Genomic DNA, 24,811 nt, shown 5'->3' with positions numbered 1-24,811 from the left:
GGTGCTTTTCGGGCGTTTTCGCTGGTGAAGGGTAGCCGCCGGACGGTGGCGGCGGCGCAACGGGAGAGGACGGAGTGACGAACACCATGGCGTTCGGCACGGTACCGGTAGCGAGCTACCGAATCGGGGGGATTTGGTCGGATCATCATCCTTTTCACCCGATTCACACGTCCGCGCGGAAGGCTTCCACCGCCGTCACAGCGGGCCCGCCCGGTGAGCGAGCCGTGAGCGGGGCCGCCAACGGGGCCGGAAGCGGGCGCGGGGCCGAAAGCGGGCGCGGGGCCGGGCAGGCTCCCGGCCTGAACGGCACAGGCCTCGTCTGGTACGTGGCCTACGGCTCGAACCTGCACGCCGCCCGCCTCACCTGCTACCTGCGCGGAGGCCGCCCGAACGGCGGAACGCGCACCTACCCCGGCTGCCGCGACCACAGCCCCGCACGCCGGTCGGTCGCGACCGCACTGACGGGCACGCTGTACTTCGCCGGGCGGTCACCGACCTGGGGCGGCGGATCGGCCTTCTACGACCCCTCAGTACGCGGCGAAGTCCCGTGCCGGGCCTACCTGTTGACGGCCGGGCAGTTCAGTGACATCGCTGCCCAGGAGATGCGCCGCTCCCCCGGCACCGACCTCGACCTCGACCGGGTACTCGCCCACGGACGCGCCGAACTGGGCCCGGGCCGGTACGAGACCCTGCTGCACGTCGGCCAACTCGACGGGCACCCGCTGCTCACCTTCACCGCCCCCTGGGGCGTGGCCGGCGCCGAACTGGCCGCCCCCGCCGCCGCCTACCTGCGCACCCTCGGCGCGGGGCTGGCCGAGTCCCACACCTGGGGCCCCTGGCGCACCGCCGGCTACCTCGCCACCCGCCCCGGCGCGCAGGGGCACTGGACACCGGGGGCGGTGGCGGCACTGCTGGGGTGACAGGAACCCGGGTGTCAGGCCCGGGCCTCGGGCGTGGCTCTCAGGCGTGGCCTCGGGCGCGGCTCTCAGGCGTGGCTCTCAGGCGTGGGGCGCCCAGAAGGCGACCAACCGGGCGACACCATGCTCGACGCTCTTCCAGTCGCCCTGGAACGTCAGCACCGCGGCGGCGGCCGTCGGAAAGCCGGAGCGGTTCATCCGGGCCGGCAGATCGCCGTCGGCCTCGCCGGCCAGGGCATCGGCCAGCGCGTGGACGCCGGGGTTGTGGCCGACGACGACCAGGTCCTGGACCTCGTCGGAGACCTCGTTGAGGATCGCGATCATCTCCCCGAGGCTCGCCTCGTAAAGGCGGTCCTCGAAGACGCTCCTCGGCCTGACCGGCAGTTCGGCGGAGGCGAGCTTCCAGGTCTCCCGGGTCCGCGTGGCGGTCGAGACGAGCGCGAGGTCGGGGGTGACACCGGTGCCGGCGAGCCAGCGGCCCAGCACCGGCGCGTCCTTGCGGCCCCGCTCGGCGAGGGGACGCTCGTGGTCGTCCGTATCGGACCACTCGGCCTTGGCGTGACGGACCAGGACGATGCGGCGCGGCATTTCCTCGGACATGGGTTCCTCCCTCTCCCCCGCACGGGCCTCCCGTACGGACGCGACAGCCAAGATCGTGGCAGCCCGACCGCGCAACCACCCCGTACCGACCGCCCGTTGGCCGGGACACACCGGCAGGGTTCACCCGTGCGGGTGACGGAGCGCCGGATCCCGGCCAAACCGGTCCGGCCATACGCCTCCGGTCCGGCCGTACGCCCCGGCTCAGTTGAGGAACGGCGCCGGCCCGAAGCGCCCCCACGCCACGAACGCGGCCAGCAGGATGTAGACCGCGTCCACCACCACGAGCCTGTACTCCCGGCGCCGCGCCCGCACCACCGCCGCCCCGGCCATCAGCAGCACCAGCCCGACGGCCGCCAGCGGCACGAACACCGGCGCGACGCCGAGCACGGCGGGCAGGACCAGCCCCACCGCAGCCAGCACCTCCACCGCGCCGATGGCCTTCACACCGCCCGCACTGAAGTCCTCGACCCACCTGCCGCTGCGCCCCGCGGCGGCGATCTTGGCCTTGGGTGCGGCCAGCTTGAAGGCGCCGCCCGCCAGGTAGACGGCGGCCAGCAGTCCGGCGACGATCCACAGTGCGACGTTCACGACGTTCGTTCTCCTTGCCTGCGTACGGGGTTGCGACGGGAGCGGGGCCGGGGCCCGTCCGGGTCAGAGGCGGTGGTGCATGCCGGGCTGGTAGCCGCCGGCGGGCTGGCGGGTCATGACGTTGCCGCGGTTGAAGGCGTTGATCACCGCGATGAGGCTGACCAGCGCGGCGAGCTGCTCCTCGTCGTAGTGCTTGGCGGCGTTCTCCCACACCTCGTCGCCGACCCCGCCCGCCGCGTCGGCGAGCCGGGTGCCCTCCTCCGCCAGCTCCAGGGCGGCCCGCTCGGCGTCGGTGAACACGGTGGCCTCGCGCCACGCCGCCACCAGGTTCAGCCGGGTCGCTTCCTCCCCGGCGTGCACGGCGTCCTTGAAGTGCATGTCGACGCAGTAGCCGCAGCCGTTGATCTGGCTGGCGCGCAGCTTCACCAGCTCCTGGGTGGCGACCGGAAGGGTGGACTCCAGCAGTGCCTGGTTCGCGGCGACGAGATGCTTGAAGACCTTGCCCATGACCGGGCTGGCGAAGGGGTTCAGGCGGGCTTCCATGGTGTGGCTCCTCGGTACGTTGTCCGCTGGTGCCCTTTGAGACAGGGCACCCGGGCGGTCTGTGACACGGCCCGGATGTGACGTGCGCCACCCCGGTGCGGGGCGGTGCCGGGGAGGGAGGGGTTCCATGGCGGGATCGGCGGGATCAGTGGGTTCGGCAGGATCTGCGGGATCGGCAGGATCGGTGGGTTCGGCGGGCGTGGCGGAGGCGGCCGGATACCGGCCGCTGCTGTTCTCCATCGCCTACGGGATGACGGGCTCGGTCGGCGACGCCGAGGACCTCGTCCAGGACACCTTCCTCGGCCTGACCCGCGCCGACCGGGCCGGCACCGCGGTCGCCGACCCGAAGGCGTACCTGGCCACCACGGTCACTCGCCTGGGCATCAACCACCTGAAGTCGGCCCGGGTGCGGCGCGAGACCTACGTCGGCGAATGGCTGCCCGAGCCGGTGGTCGCCTTCGCGGAGCGCCCCGGCGGCCCGGCCGAGCACGCCGAGCTGGCCGACACCCTGTCGATGGCCTTCCTGCTGATGCTGGAGGCCCTCTCCCCCGTCGAGCGGGCGGTGTTCCTGCTGCGCGAGGCCTTCGGGTACGGCTACCCGGAGGTCGCGGAGATGACCGGCAAGTCCGAGGCGAACTGCCGTCAGATCTTCGCCCGGGCCCGCAGGCACCTGGCACCGGGCGCCGACACCCGGCCCGCCCCGGAGCGGCGCGCGGAGGGCGACGAACTCGCCCGCCGCTTCTTCCAGGTCGCCGAGGGCGGCGACCTGGAAGCGCTGCTGGACCTGCTCGCACCCGACGTCGTCTTCCACGGTGACGGCGGCGGCAAGACCCGGGCGGTCGGCAAGTCGGTCAGCGGCCTGGAGCGCGTCGCCCGCCTGCTGCTGTTCGGCTTCGACCGCAACCGTCAACGCGGCGTCTCCGTGCGGCCCGCGTGGGTCAACGGCCGCCCCGGCGCGGTCATGTTCGACGCCGAGGAGCGCATCACCAGCGTCATCGAGCTCGACATCGCCGACGGCGCGATCCGGGCTCTGCACTCGGTGTCCAACCCCGACAAGCTCGCCCACCTCGGGCCGGTGTCGGACCTCGGCCTGCTGCCGAAGCAGTAGCCGGGCCCGGGAGCAGGAAGTCGGACCGGCCGACTTCCTGCTCCCACTGCTCTCTCCGGTCGGCGCCGGGACCGACCCCCGGGAAGGATCCCCCGAAGACCATCATTTTCCTTACCGGAAACGGCAGCTGGCGCCTTGTGCGACCTCCCGGAGCCGCCGTCGCATGACCACACCCCCCATCACCCCTGGGGTGAAGCCGAGCACGCGCTGTGCGCGGGCGGTTATGGCCGGCTGACGGCCCGGCGGCTTCCCCCGGCTTCCCGCAGGTTCAGGTGAGGGCGGCGACCAGCAGGGTGAAGGCGGCGATGAGGACGGCGACGCGGGCGTAGTGGAAGCGGTCCCAGCGGTTCATCTGCTCCTTCCAGTCGGCGGGCCGGTTCTCGGGGGTCCACGTCTTGCCCCGGTTGTTGATCGGGACGAGCAGCAGGATCGACATGATCACGCTGAGGACCAGCAGGGCACCGGCGGTGACGACGAGGCCGGTGCCGTGGTGGTGCCATCCGGCGACGGCCCAGACCGCGACGAGGACGAGCGAGGTGATGTACCAGACCGGCATCACGGCGCCGAGCATCCGACCCCCGTGGGCGCGGCCGAGTTGGCCGCTGTCCTCCGGGAGGGCGTTGAGGATCCGGTTGATGACGAAGGCGACGGAGAACTCCACCCCCACCATCACGCCGACGCCCACGGTGGTGAAGACCTCGAGTGCGTTGAGCATGATGACCCTCCTGCGATCTAGCATTGATAGCTGATGTGGCAACGCTAGTCCTTCTGCCGCTCTCTTGTCTAGCGGTGCTAGGATCGAGCCATGTCGGTACAGGAACGAAAGCAGCGCGAACGGGCGGAGCGCGAACGCCTCATCGTGGCCACGGCCCGCGAACTCGCCGAGCAGCAGGGCTGGGACGCGGTCACCACCCGCCGGCTCGCCGAGCGCATCGAATACAGCCAGCCCGTCCTCTACAGCCACTTCCGCGGCAAGCGCGAGATCATCGGCGCCGTCGCCCTCGAAGGGGCCGCCGACATGGCCGCGGCGGTGCGGGCCGCGGCCCGCACCGCGGACGGCCCGCGCGCCCGGGTCACCGCCCTCGCCCGCGCCTACCTCGACTTCGCCGCACGCAACCCGGCGGTCTACGACGCCATGTTCCAGCTCGACGGCGGCCTGGCGTTCGCGCAGGAGGACACGCCGGAGCCGCTGAAGGACGCCTTCGCCGCCCTGCTGGAGAGCCTCGGCGAGGTCGCCGGGGACGGCGTCCACCCGGGGCTGTTCACCGAGGCGTTCTGGGCGGCCCTGCACGGGCTGGCGACCCTGACCAGGGCGGGACGGCTGCCGCCGGAGGAGACCGAGCGCAGGACGCAACTACTGGTGGAACGGCTCGCCGTGCTCTGACGCACCGCCCCGGCGGGCACACGGCCGGGCGGGCGGGCGGCAGCGCAGGAAGTCGGCCGGGCCGACTTCCTGCGCGCTGCGGTGCGGTGCGGTGCGCTGCGGGGTTCAGTCGGCGCGCTGGCCGTGGAGGAGGACGGGCAGGGACCGGTTGACGAGGGCCTCGGCGGCGCGGGCGGCCTGGGAGGGGGCCATGAAGTCCGGCAGGTCGTTCGCGGGGACGAAGCGCGCGCCGAGCAGGCCGCTCTTGTTCTGCGGCGGGACGGTCAGGCGCACGCCGTCGGAGACGGTGCCGCCGTCGAAGACCAGGTTGAGACGCTCCAGGTGGCGGTCGGCGGGCGTGAAGTCGACCGCGACGAGAGCGGTGAGACGGACGATCAGGCCGGTCTCGGCGTGCAGGTGCCGGGCGGCGGCCAGATGCGGGGGCTCGTTGGGACGGGCGGCGCCGCCGGGCAGGATCATGCCGTCCATGTAGTCCGGGTCCACCAGCAGGACTTCACCGCGCTGGTTGCGGACGAGGACGAGGCAGCCGAGCCGGCACACGGGCGGCTTGGCGAGCAGACGGGGGTCACGCATCAGGGAGTCCACTTTCTCAAGGCGGCGAGAAGCACGAGAGAGAAGCACGCCCACCACGCGAGGCGGGCGAGGAGTTCAGTCGTCATACGTGAGGCGCTCGTAGCGCAGCCCCTTGCGCAGCAGGTCGAGCAGGCGCAGCAGGTCGAGCGGGCGGGCGACACCGAGGTCGATCAGGTAGGTGCCGGTGAGGCGGCCGTACTCCCAGTCCACCTCGATCGAGGGCCACTTCACCCCGCCGAGGGCGAGGACGGTGGTCAGGTCGTCCAGGACGGCGGCAGCCTGCCGGCGCTGCTCGGCGGTCGCGCGGGAGAGGGCGGAGGTCATCGCGCCGGCTCCCCCGGGCGCGGGTGGACCTCGAAGGCGCGCCACGCGTCGTAGGCGTCGGTGAAGAAGGTGAACCCGGCGAGCTCACCGGTGGGCTGGCGAAGCCACTCGCCGGTCATCTCGTTGCGGACCCGGTAGAGCTGGGTGGCGGGGTCGAAGCGGACGCCGTAGCCGTGGAGGCGGGGGGACTTGTCGTCGGACATGGCAGGGGAACCCTCTGCGATCGGAGTTTCACGTTCTGTGCATATGGTGGCGCAGCGTCGCCTACGATCGGAAGCGGCTTGCTACTTGCCTTCGGCCGGCCAGAAGTTGAGGACTGCCATGAACAAGAAGAAGGTTGACCCGGAGTCCAGCCCCTGGGCGCCCTTCGGGATCCAGCTCCGCAAGTTCCGAGAGGCGAAGGGCCTCCTCCAAGAGGACCTGGCTCCGCTCCTGGAGTGCTCCCCCTCGCACCTCTCGTACATCGAACTTGCGCACCGACCCCCGAGTCGCAGGCTCGCCGAACTCGCCGACCTCGCGCTCGACACGGACGGCACCCTCCTGCTGATGTGGTTCCAGCTGAAGAACGCCGCGATCCTGGAGGGCTTCCCGGAGTACGCGCGCTACGAGGGCCTCGCCGAGCAGATCAGGGTCTTCGAGATCGATGTCATCAACGGACTCCTGCAGACCCGGGCGTATGCAACGGCCATCGAAATGGGTTACGCCAGGCAGACGGACACCAGCGACAAACTGGTCGAGGAGCGCATCGAATTCAGGCTTGCCCGACAGAAGATCATGGAGCGGCCTTCTCCCCCACTCGTACACGTGGTGCTGGACGAGGCCTCACTCAGGAGGATCGTCGGTGGGCGAGACGTCATGGTCGAACAGCTGCTCCACCTTGAGCAGTTGAGCAGCCGCCGCAACGTGGTCATCCAGGTGGCGCCGTTCTCCCTGGGCGAGGACCGGCCGTTCACACACATGGCGGCTCTCCTTACCATGCCGAATCGCAAAGTTTTCGCTTATGGCGAGGTTGAACAGCGCGGTTACATCGACCGCGATACCAAGTCGGTTGCCGCGCTAGTCAAGAGCTACGATCGGCTAGCGATCGAGGCCCTCGGCCAGGCCGAATCGCGAGCCTTCATCCGTGCGGCAAGGAGGGACCTGGAATGGATGTCGACCTGACGGACGCTTCCTGGCGGAAGAGTTCGTACAGCGGCGGGGGCGGCGCCAATTGCATCGAGGTCGCCGACGGCTTCGTCGGCGCCATGCCCGTCCGTGACTCCAAGGACCCTTCCGGCCCGGCCCTCGTCTTCTCGTCCTCCGGCTGGCAGTCCTTCGTCACCGCCGTCCGCACCGGCGAGTTCGACGCCCGCTGATCGCGCCTACCACATCAGCGACTTGGGCACGCCAACTACGACCCAGTACGAGTGCGGACCGTGATCGGACTGCTACGTTCCGTCCATGGATTTCATGAGCGTTGCGAACGCGTTCGTCCAGCACTACTACACGTCCTTCGACGGCGGTGACGCCGCCCGCAAGGGCCTGGCGGGCCTCTACCGCCCCGAGTCGATGCTGACCTGGGAGGGTGCCCAGGTCCAGGGGCAGCAGAACATCATCGCCACGATCGCCAAGCCCGAACTGACCAATGTCAAGCACAACATCACCACCACCGACTCCCAGCCCTCCCCGGGCGCTGGCGTCCTGGTCGCGGTGACCGGCACCGTCATCGTCGACAACGCCGGTGACAAGCCCCTGCAGTTCGCCGAGACCTTCCACTTGCAGCCGATCCCCGGCCAGCCCGGCGGCTTCTTCATCTACAACCAGGTCTTCCGCCTCCTCCTCGGGCTCTGACACGCCGACCCCGGTCCGGTGTTGCGGCTGCGTGAACTGGTCGACGGTGACGCCGAGTCCGTGCGCCGCGTCTACAACGGCGGCTCCGTCACGGACATGTGGTTCGGCCCGATGACCGGCGACCAGGCCCTCGCCTACGTCCACGAGGCCGCGACCGTCCCTGCCCTCCTCGTGCGCGGCATCGACGTGGGCAGGGACCTGCTCGGCGTCGTCCGGCTCCGACTCGACGCCGACCGCAGCACCGGCCGGCTCAGCTACCTGGTACGCGAGGACGCCCGGGGCAACGGCTACGCCACCGCCGCCGTACGGCAGTTCCTCACCGGCGGCATTCCCCCGCACGTGCTCGCCGAGCACCGGACGGCCAACCCCGCCTCCGGGCGGGTCCTCGCCAAGGCCGGGTTCGTCGTCACCTGCGCGACCGCCGACCTCGTCCACTGCGAACTGCGCCGCTGAACCGGCCCCCGGCCCTACCAGGCGGCGCGCCGGTCCTGACGCTCGGTGGAGAACCCGGCCGGAATGGCCGTCCCCTCGTGCCACAGCAGGCCGGGGCTGGGCGGGAACTCCTCGGTGGCGGGCGCCGGCGGGTGGAGGCGCCGGTGTCCGGGCAGCGGCACCTCCCGCAGTTCGCCGTCGCGCATCATCCACAGCCCCCAGCAGTCGTCCTCCTCGTCGTGGATCAGCACCTGCACACTCGCCGGGTACGGCCACGCCAGCGACTCCAGGTGCCGCAGCAGGCCCGTCCGCGGGCGCATCCGGTTGAACTCGATGACCCACGCTTCGGAGAACAGGCCGAGCTGTTCGAAGCAGCCGTCCCACGTGCGGGAGTCGTCCGGCTGCGTCAGCGGCCCCATCACGTCCTCCGCGTGCACTGCCAGGACGATGACCTGCGCGATTCTGCTCATGCAGCAGTATCGGCGCGGTCCCTATGCCGACGGCAAGGGGATTTCCCTCTGTTCGACAATGCCCCGGACCCGTCCGCCACCGTTCGGATGATCTTCGGCGAGGCGCCTTGTAGCGGCGCTCGGCCGCGCGGACTGCCGGCCGGGTGGCGGGCCGGCTCGCGTTGATCGGACGTCTACCCCCGACGGCTCTACTACGGGCACCGATTCAACCGAGACCCGTGAAGGACCATCGTGATCAAGCGTGTAGTAGTCGGCGTGGCGGCAGCCGCGCTGTTCGGCCTCGGCACCGGTGTGGCGCTCGCCAACGCGGGCGCGGACAGCACCGCACAGCCGACCGCCCTAGCCACCCAAGTCGTCCCGGCGGCGCAGGACACCGAGGACTCCTGGTCCTGGGTCAATGCGAGCGCCTGGATCGGCCACTCCGGGCACGAGCAGCTGGTGACCGCAGCGGGCTGGCTCGACAAGCCCCGTGAGCACGACATGTAGTCACAACACGGCGTTCAGCACGGATTTCAGCACACATGCCCCGCCGGCACTGCGTTGCCGGCGGGGCATCGTCGTCGCCTCGGACGGTCCGAGGGCTACGCCTCGGTCTGCTCCGAGTCGCCCGGCTCATCGGCGGGCCGGCTCGGGGTGTCCACGGAGTCGATGTCGGGCTCGACCTCGTCGACCGGTGCGACACGGGTTGAAACGCGGCCTGGATCCACCATGGTGGTCCTCCTGTGGTGATCACGCGTGAGTGCGCTGGGTGTTCGCCGTGGAACCCGGTTGGTTCCCGGCGGGTTCATGAGGGGCGGCGCAGCTGCCCGCTCGACATCCCGAACAGCAGGAGGTCGGCGTGGGTGCCGCGCTGCTCCACGTACTGGTGCTCCCGGCGCCGCTGTTGGAAGCCGACGCGTCGCAGGAGCTTCGCGGACGCCGTGTTGCGGACGTCGCAGGCGGCCGTGATCCGTTGCACGCCGGTGGCGAAGAGGCGGTCCGCCACGGCGGTCATCGCTTCGGTCGCGTAGCCCCGGTGGTGCATGTCCGGGGCCAGGGTGATGCCCATGACGGCCTGGTCGCGGCCGGTCTCGATCGCGACGGCGAGGTCGCCGATCAGGCCGGGGCGCCGGGCCAGCTCGATCGCGTACTGGAAGCAGCCGGGACCGTCGGGGCTCTCCGTGAGGTAGCCGGCGACGATCTCCTGCGCCTGCGCCTGATCGATCGGCGAACGCCAGGTCTGGTAGCGGGCGATGCGGGGATCGGAGCGGTAGCGGGCCAGGGTCGGCGCGTCGTCACGGCTGAACCGCCGTAGCCGCAGGCGACGCGTCACGAGGTCGGTCATCCGTCCCTTCCCTCGCGGGTCGGTTCTCGAAAACCGGTACCCCGGCCGGCACTGCGGCCGGCACTGCGGCCCGTCATGTGCAGCTGACAGGGCTGCCGGCGCAGGCCTCGGGGGCCGCCGGGCCGACGGCTTCCACCGCGACGCGCGGGGCCGCACCTGCGGAGACCTGCGTGCCCGCGACACCGAGCACCACGACCGCCGCCACACCGACCACTGCTCGAACTACCCGCCTGATCACGAGGATCCTCCCGACCGCGAACGGAACACTGGCCCCCTCAGTGGGCCAGCCGCCGGTAGACAGCCGATCAACAGCCGGTGGGCACAGCGGCCGTCGGATCCTCTTCCCGGTGCCGGGTCGCGGGGTCAGGCCGGGGCGCCGCCGAGCCCAGGGCCCCGGCCCGGGCTCGCTCCGAGTCGCTGGTACAGGACGTGGTGGGAGTGGCGCCGGCGGGTGACGAGCCCGGCCCGGTGCAGGATCTGCAGGTGGTAGGAGACGGTCGCCGGGCTCAGGTACAGCCGCCGGGCGAGTTCCGCGGTGGAGCGGGGCGCGCCGAGTTCGGCGAGGATCCTCGCCCTGGTCGCGCCGATGAGCCGGTGTTCGCCCGACGGGGCGAGGCAGGCGGCCGGGGCCGCGGGATAGACGATCAGCGGAGTGCGCGGGGCGGGTGCGCCCGGTGGTTCCCCGGCGCAGAAGATGGCCTGGTCGGCGAAGACGCTGGGCACCAGGATCACGGCGTCGGCGTCCAGGGTCAGGCCGTGGGGGCTGCCGGGGCGCAGGCCGACGGTCAGTTCGCCGTCGCGCCACTGCAGGTTCGGGGCCAGGTGGTTGAGGGTGTCGGCGAGCCCGTGGTGGGCGATGGCGGTGGCGCGGGCGCTGACGTCCGCCTCCAGCCGGGCTCGGATGCCGGGCCATGACGGTGCCAGTGCCGCGTGCCAGAACTGTGCCATCTCGTCGGCGAGATGGTGCGCGAAGTGCTGTTCTCCGCGTTCGAGGACCCGTCGGAGCGGTCGGGTGGAGCGCTGGTCCGGGTCGGGGTCCCACGGGTGGCCGTGGATGGCCAACGCCAGCTCGTAGCCGATCCGTTCCGCCGGGGTGGTAGCGACGTCGTGCAGCGCCACGTCGAGGCCCGTCTGGAAGCCCTGCGACTCGGGCCGCAGGAAGTCCGGGGCGTAGCCGCAGGGGCCGCCGCCGCCCACCGCGCCCAGCAGCCCGAGCCGCTGGTGTGACAGCGCCTGCCTGGTCCGGGCCCGCCACTCGGCGCTGAGCGTGTGCGGGGTCCGTCGGAGGGCGTAGAGCAGGTCCTTCGCGGAGTCCAGCGGAGACACCGCGAACCTGACAGCCCCCAGGCCGCCGACACCGAGCCGGACGCGTATCACGGGCAGCCCCCTCCCCCACCGGGAATCGAAATCCATCGAATCATTCGACCGGCCCGACCGGTCCGGGATTTCCTGGATCCACCGCGCAAACCCGTGACTGTCGAAGGGACTCACGAACGTGATCGCTCGCAGGACGCTCGCAGCGGCGGCCGTCGCCGCCGCCACCCTCTCCACCCTCGCGCTCGGCGCCGGCAGCGCCAACGCCGTCACCTCCGGCACGTACTGCGGCGCGACCCAGCAGGTCGCCGGGGACGTCTACGCTCAGGCGTGCATCAATGTCAGCGGCTACTCGGTCTACCCGTCGCTGCACGTCACCAACCACGGCAACCACACGATCACCGGCGTGGTCTGGGTCAACCACAACGGCGGCTACGAGGACTACGCCACCTGTTACGGCATGACCGCGGGCGACCCGGGCTCCTGGTGCGGCGCGGGCTGGGACTGGATCGGCGCGGGCGGCTACGCCCAGGCCCAGGGCCAGCTGGTCATCGACGGCAACTGGTCCGGCAAGGTCTTCTCTCCCTCCGAGTACATCGGCTGATCAGTTGATCGGCTGACCGGCTGACCGGCCCGGTACCCGGCGCCGCAGACCCGATCACGTGGTGGGGCGAGGCCCGCCCCGCCGGTGACGAGGCGGCTCGACCCGACCGAGGAGCAGCGGGCGCAACCGAAAGCCGCTGTTGCCTGTCCCCCACACGGTCGGGTCGGCCGTCGGCGTGGGCGGCCGTCCGCGTGGGCGGCTCGGCTTCCCCGGCCCGCCGTACGCCGGCGGGCCTTGGCACGCCGCGTCGACCGGGGGCACCCCTGGGTGAGGATCCGCTGATGGCACGTCGGACGAGGGGCTGGGGGCGGCCAGGGGTTCGGCGGGGCACGGCTGTCATCCCCGTGCGGGGTCGCCCAGGCGGCGGTGCCACCAGTATTCGGCGCGCCAGGGGCGCCGGTGGGCGAAGGGGTCGGGCAGGGTGCGGCGGTGGAGCGCCACGTCCAGGGGCCTGACGAGGCGGGCGAGTTCGGTGCGGGGGCGGGGCGGCAGTCGTTCCAGGACGGCGTCCAGCACGTCGCGGGCGTGCCGGACGTCGTCGAAGGCGCAGCCCGGGCACGAGGGGCACATCGACTCCTGCGGGTAGAGCGGGCGCCGGCCCGGTGGGTGCAGGAATGTGCGGTAACGCCGTAGTGCCCGGTCGGTGGCGCCGGGGTGGAGGTAGAAGCTGTCGCAGCGCTCCTCGAGGCGGTGGACGGCCAGGCTGGTGCGGGTGGAGAGTCCGTGGATGCGCGGCGGTGGGGCGCAGTCCCGGGAGCGGGGGGACGGGCCTCGGGTTGTTCCTTCGGCGCGCAGGGCGCGCGGCCGGTTACGCGGCATGGGCCTTTCGGCAGGTGGTCATGGGGGTCATGATGCCAGGCCGGGGTGTCCGGTCGCACGCGTTTGGGCTTGGGCCGGTTGAGTGGGAAGTCGGCCCGGCCGACTTCCCGCTCCCCTTCCCCCCTGGCATGCGCATGGTGAACCGGAGTGCAGGGAGGGGCCGTTGAGCGGATGGGGGCGCGCGTCGCGTCCCCTGCCGTTCCACGACCTCCGGAGGATCCCGTGTCCGCTGCCCCCCGTTCCGTCCGGGCGACCGGCCTGCTGCTGGCCGCCGGCCTGATCTCCGCCGTCGGCCTCACCGCCGCCACCACCAGCGCCTCCAGAGCAACGAGAAGGTGACGCTGTTCGGGATCCGCCCGAACGGCCACGAGTTCAAGATCGCCACCGACTCCTTCGACGACGCCGACGGCGAGCACGTCCGGACCCTCGGCACCCCCGACCGCAACGACTGGACCGCCTCCTAGTCGCCCCTCCGCACAACCGCACAACTGCCCGACCGCCCGACCGCCCGGCCTGCGGGAACCGCAGGTCCGTACCCGAAGTCATGATCGATGTGAAGACCGACGCCATGCAGAACGAACCGTCCCCGTCCGCGACTCCTCCCCGGATCGACCGCAGGAGGCTGCTGCTCAGCGCCGCCGGAGGCCTCGGCGCGCTCGCCGTCGCCGGCGGGATCGGCTGGTGGGCGCGCCGGGACGACGCGCGCGGCCCGCGGCTGTGGAGCTCGCCCGGCATGGGCGGGCGGGTCGTGCTGCCCGCCGGGGAGCAGCAGGGGCTGTTCGCCTCGGGGTACGACGGCAGTGTGCGCTCGCTCGATCCGCGGACCGGCGCGGTGCGCTGGAGCCGGGTGGTCGGGGCGGCCGCGCCCGTCGACCACTTGGGCGTCTGGCAGTTGGACACCTCGGGCGGGTGGCGGCTGGCCGCGGGGGACGGCGTGGTGTGCGTGGTCTCCACGAGCGGTGTGCACGTGCTCGACGCGGCGTCGGGCGAGCTGCGCTGGGAGGCGGCGCTGCCGGACTGGGCCGAGGACGCGTGGGACCAGGATCCGGTGGTCGGCGGCGGCCGGGTGTTCGCGGCCCACGGGTCCTCGCTGCGCTGCTACGACGCGGCCACCGGCGCGGTGCGCTGGAGCAGTGACCCGGGCGCGTCGGGGGTCCTGGCGCTGGCCGGGGACACCGTGTACGCGGCGGGCCGGTACGGCGGGCTGCTCGCGTTCGACGCGGGCACCGGTGAGCGGCGCTGGGCGCAGGACGCGGTCGGTGGCCTCGGTGACCGTCCGGTCGTCGACCGGGGCGCCGTCTACGTCAAGCAGAACGGTCCGGCGCAGAATTCCGCGGCCGTCTTCGCGCTGGACGCGGCGACCGGTCAGGTGCGGTGGCAGCGCGGGCGGCTGCCCGTGGCGGGCCCGCTGTCGGTCGCCGACCGGACGGTCTGCCTGCTCGGCGGGAACCGGCTGACGGTGCTGGACGCGGACACCGGCGACACCCGCTGGACGGCCGGCGTGCCCGTGGGCCTGGGGCGCGGGATGAGTTCGATGACCGCCGCCGACGGCACCGCCTACGTGGGGACGAACGACGACCGGCTGTTCGCGTTCGACCTCGCGACGGGGCGGCCGCGCTGGCGGGACGAGCCGGAGCGGCTCAAGGGGGACACCGAGTACACCAGGGTGTTCCTGGCCGCGGCCGGTTCGGCGGTCTTCCGGGGCAGCCGCACCGGCCTGCACGCCCTGGGGGCGCTGCCGTCGGCCTGACGGCCCGGGCGTTTGGGGCGCAGGCGCAGGCGCGGGGGCGGAGGGGGCGCAGGTGCGGGGAGTGGGAAGTCGGCCGGGCCGACTTCCCGCGTCCGGTGGGGGCGGCCGGCGTCAGGCGATGCGGTCAGGCGATGCGGTGGGCCAGGCCCGGGTAGTCGACGACGAGGCCGTCCGGGTCCAGCAGCAGGTCGGCGTGGTAGTCGCCTGACGTGTAGCGGACGGTGGCGCCACCGTCCTCGTGGCGGCGCAGGTGGGTGTAGGTCTGGTGGGAGGGGAGGACCGCCAGGTCCGGTACGCGGATCCAGGCCATCAGGAGGCTCTGCTCGCCCGGGCCCCGGTGGAGGGCGTGGCGCAGGACGGGCGGGGTGTTGGTGAGCGGGGACAGGCCCAGGTCGCAGTCGAGGGCGCCGGCGAGGTCGGGGCGTTGGCGCCCGTCGACGCTCCAGCGGCCGGTGGCCTCCTCGCGGCGCAGGTCGAGGGTGCGCACGGCGCCGGACGTGTGGGCGGTGACGTGCATGCGGCGGGTGGTGAAGTCCTCGCCGGTCTCGAGTTCGTAGGTGAGCCAGTACGGCGCGGGCTCGGCGGCGGCGACGCGCCCGCGGGCGGTCAGGGCGGTGGGGCCGAGGTCGACCCAGGCGGTCTCCAGGCCCGCGCTCTCGACGACCCGCCAGGTGGGCGTCGCGGCACGGCTGTCGGTACGGCTGTCGGCGGGGGCGTCGGTGCGGCTGTCCATTCGTGCACGGTACGCCGGGCCGGCGGCCGCTGCCGCCCTGGGCCTGCGTCACCTCTCGCGTCGCGCAGGCCCTCTCGACGCGGGCGCGCCCGGGGCCGCATCCTCGTCCGGGGGCGCGGCCGCGCGGCCACGCGTCGTCACCGCACCGTCACCGCACCCGTCACACCGCACCCGTCACCGCACCCGTGGAGGAGCCCCCCGTGGACCGTCTCGTCCTGGACCCGACCGGCCGTGACCGCGACGCCGAGACCGCCGAGCTGCACGCGCGCGGCCCGGCCACGCCCGTCGACATCCTGGGGGTGCGGGCCTGGGCGGTGGCCGACCCGGCCCTGCTGGAGGAGCTGCTCAAGGACCCCCGGGTCTCCAAGGACCCCCTGCTGCACTGGCCGGCCTTCGCCGAGGTGGTCCCCACCTGGCCGCTGGCGCTGTGGGTGAGCGCCCGCAACATGTTCACCGCGCACGGCGCGGACCACCGCCGCCTGCGCCGCCTGGTGGGCACCGCGTTCACCGCCCGCCGGATCAGCGCCATGACCGCACGCGTCGGGCAGCTGACGGACGTCCTGCTGGACGACCTTGCGACGGCCGGCCCGGACACCGTGGTGGACCTGCGCGAACGCCTCGCCTACCCGCTGCCCATCCGGGTCATCGCCGAACTCCTCGGCCTGCCCGACGACTTGAAGGACCGGTTCCGCACCACCGTCGACCGGGTCTTCGACACCACCCTCACTCCCGAGGAGTCCGGGGCCAACACGGTGGCGTTCTACACCATGCTGGACGAGCTGATCGCCGCCAAGCGCCGCGAGCCGGGCGAGGACATGACCTCCCTGCTGATCGCCGCCCGCGACACCGACAGCGAGAACGGCGACAGCGGGAACGGCGAGAGCGGCGGCGAGGGCGGCGAGGGCGACGGCAGCGCCCTGACCGAGGAGGAACTGCGCGACACCCTGCTGCTGGTCGTCTCGGCCGGCTACGAGACCACCGTCAACCTCATCGACAACGGCATCGCCGCCCTGCTCACCCACCCCGAGCAGCTCGCCCTGGTCCGCGCGGGCAAGGCCGGCTGGGGCGACGTCGTCGAGGAGGCGCTGCGCCGCGACGCCCCCGTGGCGCACCTGCCGCTGCGCTACGCCGTGGAGGACATCGAGCTGCCCGGCGGGACGACCATCCCCCGGGGCGAGGCGATCCTCGCCTCCTACGCCGCCGCCGGACGCCACCCCGCCCGCTACGGCGACAGCGGCGCGGACTTCGACGTCACCCGCCCGGCCAAGGACCACCTCGCCTTCGGCCACGGCCCGCACTTCTGCATCGGCGCCCCGCTGGCCCGCGTGGAGGGGCAGACCGCGCTGCGCAAGCTCTTCGAACGCTTCCCCGACCTCGCCCTCGCGCCGGGCACCGAGCTGCGGCCCGTCGAGTCGATGATCTCCAACGGGCACCACGCCCTGCCGGTCCTGCTCGGCGAGCAGGCACCGCCGGCCCTCTAGAACGGCCCTCCGGAGCGGCCGTCCGGAGCGGCCGTCCGGGGCTGCGCTAGTCCGCGCGGAGCAGCGGGCGGGCCGGGGGCGGGCGGGCGTGTTAGCAATGGCCGCAGGGGTGGGGCCATCCGTACGAAGCACCCGACGCACGCACGTACACACGCCAGCACGCACACGCCAGCACGCACGCGCACGCGTTCACGCGCACGTGCGCACTCGAAGCGGGAGACCCGTCTTGTCGCACCATCTCAGCGGACCGAACCTGCGCTCGCCCGACGGCGACGCGCGCCTGGACCTGACCGACCTGTTCGCCTTCGCCTCGCCGCAGGCGGGCCGGACCGTGCTGATCATGAACGTCAACCCGGTCGCGCCGACCGGCGGGCAGGCCTTCCACCCGGAGGCGGTGTACCGGATCAACATCGACACCGACGGCGACAACCGGGCCGATCTCGCCTTCAGCTTCACCTTCTCCGAACCGGTCGGCGGTGCGCAGACCATGACGGTGCGGCGCGCCACCGGCGAGGGGGCGCGCGGGCACGAGGCGACGGGCGAGCCGCTGGTGTCGGGTGCGCCGGTGAGCTTCACGGACACCCCGGCGGTGGTGGAGGCGGGTCCGTACCGGGTGAGCGCGGGGCTGCGCAGCGACCCGTTCTTCGCGGACCTGGACGGCATCGTGCACGAGTTCCGGTGGACGGGGGTGGACTGGGGCGCGGACAAGAACGTGTTCGGGATCGTGCTGGAGGCGCCCGAGGCGGAGTTCGGCGACGCGCCGCAGATCGGGGTGTGGACGCGGGTGAGCGTGCGCAAGGACGGGCGGCTGGTGTCGGTGGACCGGGGGGCGCACCCGTCGCTGACGGCGTACTTCAACGAGGAGGACGTCAAGGACGCGTACAACGCGGGTGAGCCCGCCGAGGACTGGCAGACCTACCGTGCGCCGTGGACGGCCAAGCTGCAGCACTTCGGCGGGTACACCACGGAGGCGGCCGAGGCGCAGCTGCGGCTCGTGCTGCCGGACATCCTGCGCTACGACCGCACCCGTGCGGCCGGCTATCCGAACGGGCGCACGCTGAGCGACGACGTCACCTCGGCGCGGCTGTCGATGCTCACCGACGGCACGGTGCCCACCGATCACATCGGCCCGCACACCGACCTGCTGCCCGCGTTCCCGTACCTGGGCCACCCGCACTGACGCACCCCGCGCTGACGTACCCCGCGCTGACGCACCTCGCGCTGTGCAGGCGTCGCCGAGTACGCCGGTCAGGGGCGTGTGGCAAGGCGGCGCGCCCCTGTCAGATGTCAGGGACCGCTGCGGCCGGTGCGTTCCTAGGCTGACGGGCACCGGTCCGGTCGATCGCCGGGCCCCGCACCAGCCAAGGGAGAACCACCCCATGCGCAGGATCACCCACGCCCTGGCCGCCCTCGGTCTCGCCACCGCCGCCCTGACCGCGATGGGCACCGGCAGCGCCGGCGCCGCGGACGGCTCCTGGGCGAACTGCCCGTCCGGCGCGGTCTGCGTCTACCCGCAGAACCAGGACCCGGCCGTCTCCCCCACCGACGTGTACTGGAGCTACGGCGCCCACAACCTGAGCAACCAGTACGGCAACCACTGGGTGCTGAACAACCAGACCGGCGGCGCGCACGCGCACCTGTGCCGCGGTTCGGGCGGCGGGGACTGCGTCTACGACATCGCGGCCCAGCGGGGCGTCTACTACGACCTGGGTCCGATCAACTCGATCACCCTCGACCGCCCCTGACGGGCGGTCATCCGAGCGTCACCGCAAGTCGGGGGTGCCCGCCGCACGGGGGAGCGGCGGGCACCCCCATTTTCCCGGGTCTTCACCGGGGCGTGTTCATGAAGATGACGAGTCGAGGTGGATTCCGGGCAGTTTGGTTCTACTTATTGACGCCATGTACACGCTCAGGTTGACTCCCCCCACCCCGCCGCAGAGCCGCGGCGGCCCCAGGGAGAGGCACCCGTATGAATGTCGTACTGCGCCGCGTCCTCGTCTCCACCACCGGCCTCGCGCTGGCCCTGTCCATGACCGCCGCCTGCGGGAAGGCCGGTGGCACCAAGAGCGACGCCACCTCCGCCGGCGACTCCGGCACCATCGGCCTGCTGCTGCCCGAGAACGCCTCCTCCGTCCGCTACGAGTCCTTCGACAAGCCCTTCATCGAGGCCAAGGTCAAGTCCCTGTGCGGGCAGTGCAAGGTGCTCTACAACAACGCCGAGGGCAGCGCGGCCAAGCAGAAGCAGCAGTTCGACACCCTGCTCACCCAGGGCGTCAAGGTGATCATCCTCGACCCCTACGACGCCAAGTCCACCGAGGGCTGGGTCCAGGAGGCCGCCGCCAAGGGCGTCAAGGTCCTCGCCTACGACCGCCTCGCCGGCGGACCGATCGCCGCCTACACCTCCTTCGACAACGAGAAGGTCGGCGAACTCCAGGGCCAGGCCCTGCTCGACGCGCTGGGCGCGCAGGCAGCCGACGCCAACATCGTCATGATCGACGGCGACGAGGCCGACCCCAACTCCGCCCAGTTCAAGTCCGGCGCCCACAAGGTCCTCGACGGCAAGGTCAAGAAGGTCGTCTACGAGCAGTCCGGCCAGTGGAGCCCCACCGTCGCCGGCCAGAAGATCTCCGCCGCCGTCACCGAGCTCGGCAAGAACGGCTTCCAGGCCGTCTACTCCGCCAACGACGGCATGGCCGGCGCCATCATCACCCAGCTCAAGGGCGCCGGCATCAAGGTCCCCGTCGGCGGCCAGGACGCCGGCCTCGACGCCGTCCAGCGCCTCGTCAACGGCGACCAGGCCTACACCATCTACAAGGCCTACAAGCCGCTCGCCGAGACCGCCGCCGAACTGGCCGTCGACCTCCTGCAGGGCAAGGACGTCAAGACCGTCGCCACCGCGAGCGTCGACAGCGCCACCGCCAAGAACATCCCGGCCAAGCTGCTGGACCCCAAGGTCGTCACCAAGGACAACATCGCCGCCACCGTGCTGGCCGACGGCCTCTACAAGGCCTCCGACATCTGCACCGCCGACTACGCCGCCGCCTGCGCCGCCGCGGGCCTCAAGTAGCCCCGGCCCCTTCAGGAACGCCTCCTCGGGAACGCCTTCTCAGGGACGCCTCCTCGGGGACGCCTCCTCGGGAACGCCTCCTCGGGGACGCCTTCTCGGGAACGCCTCCTCGGGAACCCGAGCAGCCCCTGCCCCAGCCCACTCCAAGGTGGTTCACACGTGACAGGCGCACCCGTCCTCCAGCTGCGCTCGGTCTCCAAGCGCTTCGGTGCCGTCCAGGCCCTCACCGACGTCGACCTCACCGTCCACGCCGGCGAGGTCCTCGCCCTCGTCGGCGACAACGGCGCCGGCAAGTCCACCCTCGTCAAGACCATCGCCGGCGTCCACCCCGTCGACGGGGGCACCGTCACCTGGCACGGCGAGCCCGTACGCCTGGCCCGCCCGCAGGACGCCGCCGCCCTCGGCATCGCGACCGTCTACCAGGACCTCGCGCTGTGCGACAACCTCGACGTCATCGCCAACCTGTTCCTGGGCCGCGAGAAACGCCGCCGCGGCCTGCTCGACGAAGTCGACATGGAGCAGCACGCCCGCCACCTCCTGGACACCCTCGCCATCCGCATCCCCGACGTGCGCACCCCCGTGGCCGCCCTGTCCGGCGGGCAGCGCCAGGTCGTCGCCATCGCCCGCGCCCTGGTCGGCGAGCCGTCCCTGGTCATCCTGGACGAGCCCACCGCCGCCCTCGGCGTCGAGCAGACCGCCCAGGTCCTCGACCTGGTGGAACGGCTGCGCGAGCGCGGCCTGGCCGTCGTGCTGGTCAGCCACAACATGGCCGACGTGCGGGCCGTCGCCGACACCGTCGCCGTACTGCGCCTGGGCCGCAACAACGGCGTCTTCCCCGTCGCCGACACCACCCAGGAACAGATCGTCGCCGCCATCACCGGCGCGAGCGACAACGCCCACGCCCGCCGCAAGGCCCGCCGCAGCGAGGAGGCCGACGCCGCATGACCACCCCCGAAGCACCCGTCCCCACCACCGCCTCCCCCGCGCCCACGGCTTCCCCCGCGCCGGGCGCGCCCGACCCGCGGCTGCACGCGCCCGCGCAGGGATGGGCCGGGCACCTGGAGGCCGTCCGGCGCCGCCTGGCCACCGGCGAACTCGGCTCACTGCCCGTCGTGGTCGGCCTCGTCGTGATCGCCGTGGTCTTCCAGTCCGTCACCCACCACTTCCTGCAGGCCGACAACCTCACCAACATCAGCCGCTTCATCGCCGGCCCCGGCCTGATCGCGGTGGGCGTCGTGTTCGTCCTCATCCTCGGCGAGATCGACCTGTCACTCGGCTCCGTCGCCGGCGCGAGCGCCGCGATGGCGGCGGTGCTGACCGTACGCCAGGGCCTCAACGAATGGGTCGCGATCCTCCTCGCCCTGGCCGCGGCCTGCGTCATGGGCCTGCTGCACGGCCTCTTCTTCGCCCGCGTCGGCGTGCCCGCCTTCGTCGTCACCCTGGCCGGCATGCTCGCCTGGAGCGGCCTGCAGGAGTACGTCCTCGGCGACGGCGGCACCGCCAACAACCGCCACGACGGCGTCATCGCGAGCCTGGACACCACCTTCCTCGGCGACGGCGACATCGCCTACGCCTGGGCCCTGGCCGTCCTCGCCCCCGTCCTCTACCTGCTCGCCCACCTGTACACCGCCCGCCGCCGCCGCGCCGCCGGCCTCACCGCCCGCACCGGCGCCGACACCGCCGTACGCGCCGGAGCGCTCACCGTCCTCACCCTGGCCACCGCCTACGCCCTCAACCAGGACCGCGGCCTGCCGCTGTCCCTGGTCGTGCTGCTCGGCACCGTCCTCGCCACCGACTTCGTACTGCGCCGCACCCGCTACGGGCGGCAGGTCTTCGCGGTCGGCGGCGGCGTCGAGGCGGCCCGGCGCGCCGGCGTCGACGTCGCCCGGGTACGGATCTCGGTGTTCGTGCTCTCCGCGTTCCTGGCCGGCCTCGGCGGCCTCTTCTACGCCTCCCAGCAGGGCTCCGCCGACAAGCAACTCGGCAGCGGCAACGTGCTGATGAGCGCCATCGCGGCCGCCGTCATCGGCGGCACCAGCCTCTTCGGCGGCCGCGGCAAGACCTGGTCGGCGCTGCTGGGCATCCTGGTCATCCAGTCCATCACCACCGGACTGGACATGGTCCACGCCGCCCAGGCCATCCAGTACATGATCACCGGCGCCGTCCTGCTCGCCGCCGTCGTCCTCGACTCCCTCACCCGCCGCACCCGCGCCACCACCCGAAGGTAGGTCAGCCGGCCGCGCCGCGTGCCGGGCCCCGCCGCCCCACCGAGGCGGCGGGGCCCGGCACGTGCGTCTCCGGCACGTGCGTCTCCGGCGGGACGCCGGGCGGGACGGACGCCGTATGGCACCCGCGCGATGGGCGGGTCAGGACCCCAGCAGGTCGGCGAAGCGTTCCAGGGCCCGGTCGGCGCGCTCGCGGTCCCCGGTGGTGGTGAGGTCGAACAGCAGGCCCCGCAGGACGGCCATGACCAGGGTGGGGGTGGCGGTGTCGCCCTCGCCGTCGGCGACGTCGCGAAAGGCGGCGCCCAGGGTGTCGAACCAGTCGGTGACGGCCCGGGCGCGGTCCGGGTAGTGCTCGGGGTGGGCCAGCCCGTCGGCGTGGACTTCGAAGAACAGCCGGACCAACGGGGCGCGTTCGGGCGCGCTGAGCCACGCCCAGATGCCGCGCAGCCGCTGCGCGGGCGTGCCCGCCCCCAACGGGGGGCATCCGGCCAGGCGCGCCGCGCCACGGCGGCGGGCCTCGGCGAGGACGGCGGCCACCAGTTCCTGCTTGCTGCCGAAGTCGTAGAGCAGCATGCGCGGGCTGGTGTCGAGGGCGGCGGCCAAGGGGCGCAGGCTCAGTCCGGCCAGCCCGTGGGCCAGGACGTGGTCGGTCGCCCCGGCCAGGGTGCGCTCGCGGCGGGCGGGGTCGGCGGGTCGTCCCACGGCGGTCGGTCCTTTCTCCGGGGCCCGGTGACGGCTGGTCGGCACCGGGTGGGCACTGCTGGACGAGTTTATGGTACGACTGTTTCAAGAACGGCGGGGGTCGCCGTGACGAAGGGGGAAGCCATGGGGAACGGGGTCGCTGTGACGGACGGTCACGGCCTCGGGCGGGCGCTGGTGCTCGGGCCCGGGGGCCGGCTGGGCATGGCGTGGACGGCCGGGCTGGTGAACGGGCTGCGCGAGGCCGGAGTGGACCTGGGCGCGGCGGAGCTGACGGTCGGCACCTCGGCCGGGGCGATCGTGGCCGCGCTGCTGGCCACCGGACAGGACCCGGGCCGCATCGTGGACCCGCAGCACCGGTCCCAGGGCCCGGCCCGCCGGCCCGACCCGGCCGCCACGGGCGAGGTGTTCGCCGTGCTCGGCCGGGGCCTGGATCCGGCCGAGGCGCGCCGCCAGGTCGGGCGGATCGCGCTGGCGAGCGCCGGCGCCGAGGCCGAAAGCGACCTGCTGGCCCGCCGCGAGGCCCTGATCGGCGCGCCCGAGTGGCCTCGCCGACGGCGCCTGCTGATCACCGCCGTGGACGCGGACAGCGGCGAGGAGCTGGTGTGGACGGGTGCCGACGGTGTGCCGCTGCTGCGCGCGGTCGCCGCCTCCAGCGCGTTCCCGGGGGTGGAGGTGCCCGTCACCCTGCCCGGCGGCCGCCACGGCATGGACGGCGCGCTGCGCGCGGGCACCAACGCCGACCTCGCCACCGGGGCCCGCGCGCTGGTCGTGGTCGAGCCGCTGGCGCACCGCCACCCGCCCACCGACCTCACGCCCTGGCCGTCGGCCGTGGCGCTCGCCCCCGACGCCGGGGCGCGGGCGGTGCTGGACTCCGAACGGCCGGACTGGGACACCTGGGTCGGCGCCTACCGGGAGGGCGTGCGCCAGGGCGGCGAGGCTGCCGAACGGGCGGGCGCCGTCTGGGGATCCGTCTGACCGGGGCGCAGCGGACCGCGAGGCCGGCCATCGTCTCCGTGCGCCCTCGTCTCAGCGCACCTTCGCCGCGATGAGCCTGCGGGTCTTCGGTCGCCGCGATGAGCCTGCGGTCTTCGGTGCGGACAGCCGGAGCGTGGTGCCGCCCCTGCCGGACGACCCTCACCGGTGGCGGCGTCGCCATGGGAACCGGTCAGGGCCTCAGGCGGGGGCGGGGGCGCCGACGACGCGCAGCAGGTCCAGGCGGGAGGCGCAGTCGCTGCCGGGCGCGGCGGTGTGCACGAGCAGCAGTTGGTCCTCGCCGCCGGCGGCCAGCACCTCGCACTCCAGGTCCAGCTCCCCCACCACCGGGTGCAGCACCCGTTTGCGGCCGCTGCGCCGCCGGGCGACCTCGTGGCGCTCCCAGTGGGAGGTGAACTCGTCGCCGGTGGCGAGGAGTTGCTCCAGCAGTTCGGCGGCGCGCCGGTCCCCGGGGCGGGCGGTGCGGGCGGCGCGCAGGGCGGCGACGTGGGCGCGGGCCAGGTCTTCGTGGTCCTCGGGCGGGAACAGTGCCCGGGTGTGCGGTTCGGTGAACCAGCGCAGCAGCAGGTTGCGCCGCCCCGGCGGCAGGGCGCCGGTGTCGCCGAAGACGGCGGCGGCCATCGCGTTCTGCGCGAGGACGTCGCCGAGGTCGGAGACCACCTGGGCGGGCGCGTCGTGCAGCCGGTCCAGGATCAGCAGCAGCCCCGGCCGCACGTGCCCGAGCGGCCCGTGCCGGCGCGGCGGCTCGTGCCCGGCGAGGCGGAACAGGTGGTCGCGTTCGTCCTCGCTGAGACGCAGCGCCCGCGCCAGGGCGGCCAGCAGCTGCGGCGAGGGCTGCGGCCCGCGCCGCTGCTCCAGGCGCGCGTAGTAGTCCACCGACAGGCCCGCCACCTGCGCGACCTCCTCGCGCCGCAACCCGGGCGTGCGGCGCCGCGCCCCGGGCGGCAGCCCCAGGTCGGCGGGGGCGAGCCGGGCCCGGGTCCGGGTGAGGAAGTCGGCCAGCGCCGCGCGATCGATCATGCCCCCAGCA

Annotated in this window: 33 protein-coding genes; 18 read left to right on the top strand and 15 right to left on the bottom strand. The window is 73.0% G+C overall.

Annotated features, from left to right (window positions below):
• Positions 1–326 precede the first annotated feature (326 nt).
• Complete coding sequence (locus tag ACZ52J_RS01855; protein WP_465615042.1) at positions 327–920, top strand: histone deacetylase; 594 nt, start codon at positions 327–329, stop codon at positions 918–920.
• Positions 921–998: 78 nt separating this feature from the next.
• Here ACZ52J_RS01855 and ACZ52J_RS01850 read toward each other — a convergent pair whose 3' ends face one another.
• The 3 genes from ACZ52J_RS01850 to ACZ52J_RS01840 all read right to left on the bottom strand — a co-directional run bounded on the left by ACZ52J_RS01850 (position 999) and on the right by ACZ52J_RS01840 (position 2,648).
• The gene (locus ACZ52J_RS01850) at positions 999–1,517 is read right to left on the bottom strand and encodes a SixA phosphatase family protein (RefSeq protein WP_465615041.1); all 519 of its coding nucleotides are present in this window, start codon (positions 1,515–1,517) and stop codon (positions 999–1,001) included.
• Positions 1,518–1,718: 201 nt separating this feature from the next.
• Positions 1,719–2,105, bottom strand: coding sequence for a DoxX family protein (locus tag ACZ52J_RS01845; protein WP_465615040.1), 387 nt, complete (start codon positions 2,103–2,105; stop codon positions 1,719–1,721).
• Between the two features lie 63 nt (positions 2,106–2,168).
• A complete protein-coding gene (locus ACZ52J_RS01840; RefSeq protein WP_465615039.1) occupies positions 2,169–2,648 on the bottom strand; it encodes a carboxymuconolactone decarboxylase family protein in 480 nt (159 codons plus the stop codon).
• A 184-nt stretch (positions 2,649–2,832) separates the two neighbouring features.
• Here ACZ52J_RS01840 and ACZ52J_RS01835 point away from each other — a divergent pair, with 184 nt between their 5' ends.
• Positions 2,833–3,756 (top strand): RNA polymerase sigma-70 factor, encoded by a 924-nt coding sequence (locus ACZ52J_RS01835; protein ID WP_465615038.1) that lies wholly within the window; start codon positions 2,833–2,835, stop codon positions 3,754–3,756.
• Positions 3,757–4,024: 268 nt separating this feature from the next.
• Here ACZ52J_RS01835 and ACZ52J_RS01830 read toward each other — a convergent pair whose 3' ends face one another.
• Positions 4,025–4,471: an anthrone oxygenase family protein gene (locus tag ACZ52J_RS01830; protein ID WP_465615037.1), complete on the bottom strand. Its 447-nt coding sequence runs from the start codon at positions 4,469–4,471 to the stop codon at positions 4,025–4,027.
• Between the two features lie 90 nt (positions 4,472–4,561).
• On the opposite strand from ACZ52J_RS01830, the gene ACZ52J_RS01825 reads away from it, so the two are divergent.
• Positions 4,562–5,140: a TetR/AcrR family transcriptional regulator gene (locus ACZ52J_RS01825; protein ID WP_465615036.1), complete on the top strand. Its 579-nt coding sequence runs from the start codon at positions 4,562–4,564 to the stop codon at positions 5,138–5,140.
• Positions 5,141–5,245: 105 nt separating this feature from the next.
• On the opposite strand, the gene ACZ52J_RS01820 is transcribed toward ACZ52J_RS01825, so the two are convergent.
• The 3 genes from ACZ52J_RS01820 to ACZ52J_RS01810 all read right to left on the bottom strand — a co-directional run bounded on the left by ACZ52J_RS01820 (position 5,246) and on the right by ACZ52J_RS01810 (position 6,240).
• Positions 5,246–5,713 (bottom strand): NUDIX hydrolase, encoded by a 468-nt coding sequence (locus tag ACZ52J_RS01820; protein WP_360497689.1) that lies wholly within the window; start codon positions 5,711–5,713, stop codon positions 5,246–5,248.
• Positions 5,714–5,788: 75 nt separating this feature from the next.
• Positions 5,789–6,037, bottom strand: coding sequence for a hypothetical protein (locus tag ACZ52J_RS01815; protein WP_360497692.1), 249 nt, complete (start codon positions 6,035–6,037; stop codon positions 5,789–5,791).
• Positions 6,034–6,240: a hypothetical protein gene (locus ACZ52J_RS01810; RefSeq protein ID WP_465615035.1), complete on the bottom strand. Its 207-nt coding sequence runs from the start codon at positions 6,238–6,240 to the stop codon at positions 6,034–6,036. The genes ACZ52J_RS01815 and ACZ52J_RS01810 overlap by 4 nt, the downstream gene beginning before the upstream one ends.
• Positions 6,241–6,358: 118 nt before the next feature.
• Here ACZ52J_RS01810 and ACZ52J_RS01805 point away from each other — a divergent pair, with 118 nt between their 5' ends.
• The 4 genes from ACZ52J_RS01805 (at position 6,359) to ACZ52J_RS01790 (ending at position 8,320) form a co-directional block, all read left to right on the top strand.
• Positions 6,359–7,198, top strand: coding sequence for a helix-turn-helix domain-containing protein (locus tag ACZ52J_RS01805; RefSeq protein WP_465615034.1), 840 nt, complete (start codon positions 6,359–6,361; stop codon positions 7,196–7,198).
• Positions 7,183–7,392, top strand: a complete 210-nt coding sequence (locus ACZ52J_RS01800) for a DUF397 domain-containing protein (protein ID WP_465615033.1) — start codon at positions 7,183–7,185, stop codon at positions 7,390–7,392. The genes ACZ52J_RS01805 and ACZ52J_RS01800 overlap by 16 nt, the downstream gene beginning before the upstream one ends.
• Positions 7,393–7,486: 94 nt before the next feature.
• Positions 7,487–7,867, top strand: coding sequence for a nuclear transport factor 2 family protein (locus ACZ52J_RS01795; RefSeq protein ID WP_465615032.1), 381 nt, complete (start codon positions 7,487–7,489; stop codon positions 7,865–7,867).
• Between the two features lie 18 nt (positions 7,868–7,885).
• Positions 7,886–8,320, top strand: a complete 435-nt coding sequence (locus ACZ52J_RS01790; RefSeq protein WP_465615031.1) for a GNAT family N-acetyltransferase — start codon at positions 7,886–7,888, stop codon at positions 8,318–8,320.
• A gap of 14 nt (positions 8,321–8,334) precedes the next feature.
• Here ACZ52J_RS01790 and ACZ52J_RS01785 read toward each other — a convergent pair whose 3' ends face one another.
• A complete protein-coding gene (locus ACZ52J_RS01785; RefSeq protein ID WP_465615030.1) occupies positions 8,335–8,769 on the bottom strand; it encodes a hypothetical protein in 435 nt (144 codons plus the stop codon).
• Positions 8,770–9,000: 231 nt separating this feature from the next.
• On the opposite strand from ACZ52J_RS01785, the gene ACZ52J_RS01780 reads away from it, so the two are divergent.
• A complete protein-coding gene (locus tag ACZ52J_RS01780; protein WP_465615029.1) occupies positions 9,001–9,255 on the top strand; it encodes a hypothetical protein in 255 nt (84 codons plus the stop codon).
• Positions 9,256–9,350: 95 nt separating this feature from the next.
• On the opposite strand, the gene ACZ52J_RS01775 is transcribed toward ACZ52J_RS01780, so the two are convergent.
• From ACZ52J_RS01775 to ACZ52J_RS01765, 3 genes are all read right to left on the bottom strand, one after another.
• Positions 9,351–9,479, bottom strand: a complete 129-nt coding sequence (locus tag ACZ52J_RS01775; RefSeq protein WP_465615028.1) for a hypothetical protein — start codon at positions 9,477–9,479, stop codon at positions 9,351–9,353.
• Between the two features lie 74 nt (positions 9,480–9,553).
• A complete protein-coding gene (locus ACZ52J_RS01770) occupies positions 9,554–10,093 on the bottom strand; it encodes a GNAT family N-acetyltransferase (protein WP_465615027.1) in 540 nt (179 codons plus the stop codon).
• A 363-nt stretch (positions 10,094–10,456) separates the two neighbouring features.
• Entirely contained in the window at positions 10,457–11,419 is a 963-nt protein-coding gene (locus ACZ52J_RS01765) for an ArsR/SmtB family transcription factor (RefSeq protein WP_465615026.1), read from the bottom strand.
• A gap of 169 nt (positions 11,420–11,588) precedes the next feature.
• Between ACZ52J_RS01765 and ACZ52J_RS01760 the strand changes: the two genes are divergently transcribed.
• A complete protein-coding gene (locus ACZ52J_RS01760; RefSeq protein ID WP_465615025.1) occupies positions 11,589–12,011 on the top strand; it encodes a hypothetical protein in 423 nt (140 codons plus the stop codon).
• A gap of 336 nt (positions 12,012–12,347) precedes the next feature.
• On the opposite strand, the gene ACZ52J_RS01755 is transcribed toward ACZ52J_RS01760, so the two are convergent.
• On the bottom strand, positions 12,348–12,830 hold the full coding sequence (locus ACZ52J_RS01755) for a hypothetical protein (protein WP_465615024.1): 483 nt from the start codon (positions 12,828–12,830) through the stop codon (positions 12,348–12,350).
• Positions 12,831–13,165: 335 nt separating this feature from the next.
• On the opposite strand from ACZ52J_RS01755, the gene ACZ52J_RS01750 reads away from it, so the two are divergent.
• On the top strand, positions 13,166–13,294 hold the full coding sequence (locus ACZ52J_RS01750) for a hypothetical protein (RefSeq protein WP_465615023.1): 129 nt from the start codon (positions 13,166–13,168) through the stop codon (positions 13,292–13,294).
• A gap of 80 nt (positions 13,295–13,374) precedes the next feature.
• On the top strand, positions 13,375–14,580 hold the full coding sequence (locus tag ACZ52J_RS01745) for a PQQ-binding-like beta-propeller repeat protein (protein WP_465615022.1): 1,206 nt from the start codon (positions 13,375–13,377) through the stop codon (positions 14,578–14,580).
• A 124-nt stretch (positions 14,581–14,704) separates the two neighbouring features.
• On the opposite strand, the gene ACZ52J_RS01740 is transcribed toward ACZ52J_RS01745, so the two are convergent.
• The gene (locus ACZ52J_RS01740; protein ID WP_465615021.1) at positions 14,705–15,313 is read right to left on the bottom strand and encodes a putative glycolipid-binding domain-containing protein; all 609 of its coding nucleotides are present in this window, start codon (positions 15,311–15,313) and stop codon (positions 14,705–14,707) included.
• 200 nt (positions 15,314–15,513) lie between these two features.
• Between ACZ52J_RS01740 and ACZ52J_RS01735 the strand changes: the two genes are divergently transcribed.
• The 6 genes from ACZ52J_RS01735 to ACZ52J_RS01710 all read left to right on the top strand — a co-directional run bounded on the left by ACZ52J_RS01735 (position 15,514) and on the right by ACZ52J_RS01710 (position 22,089).
• Entirely contained in the window at positions 15,514–16,794 is a 1,281-nt protein-coding gene (locus tag ACZ52J_RS01735; RefSeq protein ID WP_465615020.1) for a cytochrome P450 family protein, read from the top strand.
• A 226-nt stretch (positions 16,795–17,020) separates the two neighbouring features.
• Entirely contained in the window at positions 17,021–17,974 is a 954-nt protein-coding gene (locus ACZ52J_RS01730; protein ID WP_465615019.1) for a DUF4331 family protein, read from the top strand.
• Positions 17,975–18,173: 199 nt separating this feature from the next.
• On the top strand, positions 18,174–18,539 hold the full coding sequence (locus ACZ52J_RS01725) for a hypothetical protein (protein ID WP_465615018.1): 366 nt from the start codon (positions 18,174–18,176) through the stop codon (positions 18,537–18,539).
• 224 nt (positions 18,540–18,763) lie between these two features.
• Positions 18,764–19,861, top strand: coding sequence for a sugar ABC transporter substrate-binding protein (locus ACZ52J_RS01720; RefSeq protein WP_465615017.1), 1,098 nt, complete (start codon positions 18,764–18,766; stop codon positions 19,859–19,861).
• Positions 19,862–20,020: 159 nt separating this feature from the next.
• The gene (locus ACZ52J_RS01715) at positions 20,021–20,806 is read left to right on the top strand and encodes an ATP-binding cassette domain-containing protein (protein ID WP_465615016.1); all 786 of its coding nucleotides are present in this window, start codon (positions 20,021–20,023) and stop codon (positions 20,804–20,806) included.
• Positions 20,803–22,089 (top strand): sugar ABC transporter permease, encoded by a 1,287-nt coding sequence (locus ACZ52J_RS01710; protein WP_465615015.1) that lies wholly within the window; start codon positions 20,803–20,805, stop codon positions 22,087–22,089. The genes ACZ52J_RS01715 and ACZ52J_RS01710 overlap by 4 nt, the downstream gene beginning before the upstream one ends.
• Before the next feature lie 138 nt (positions 22,090–22,227).
• On the opposite strand, the gene ACZ52J_RS01705 is transcribed toward ACZ52J_RS01710, so the two are convergent.
• Complete coding sequence (locus ACZ52J_RS01705) at positions 22,228–22,788, bottom strand: TetR/AcrR family transcriptional regulator (protein ID WP_465615014.1); 561 nt, start codon at positions 22,786–22,788, stop codon at positions 22,228–22,230.
• A 141-nt stretch (positions 22,789–22,929) separates the two neighbouring features.
• Here ACZ52J_RS01705 and ACZ52J_RS01700 point away from each other — a divergent pair, with 141 nt between their 5' ends.
• A complete protein-coding gene (locus ACZ52J_RS01700) occupies positions 22,930–23,763 on the top strand; it encodes a patatin-like phospholipase family protein (RefSeq protein ID WP_465615013.1) in 834 nt (277 codons plus the stop codon).
• Between the two features lie 198 nt (positions 23,764–23,961).
• On the opposite strand, the gene ACZ52J_RS01695 is transcribed toward ACZ52J_RS01700, so the two are convergent.
• Positions 23,962–24,798 carry a helix-turn-helix transcriptional regulator gene (locus ACZ52J_RS01695; RefSeq protein ID WP_465615290.1) on the bottom strand — a complete coding sequence of 279 codons (837 nt, stop codon included), beginning with the start codon at positions 24,796–24,798 and terminating at the stop codon, positions 23,962–23,964.
• Positions 24,799–24,811 lie beyond the last annotated feature (13 nt).

Source organism: Kitasatospora sp. NPDC034035 (genome assembly GCF_055575755.1).
This window is presented reverse-complemented; position numbering and strand designations above follow the sequence as displayed.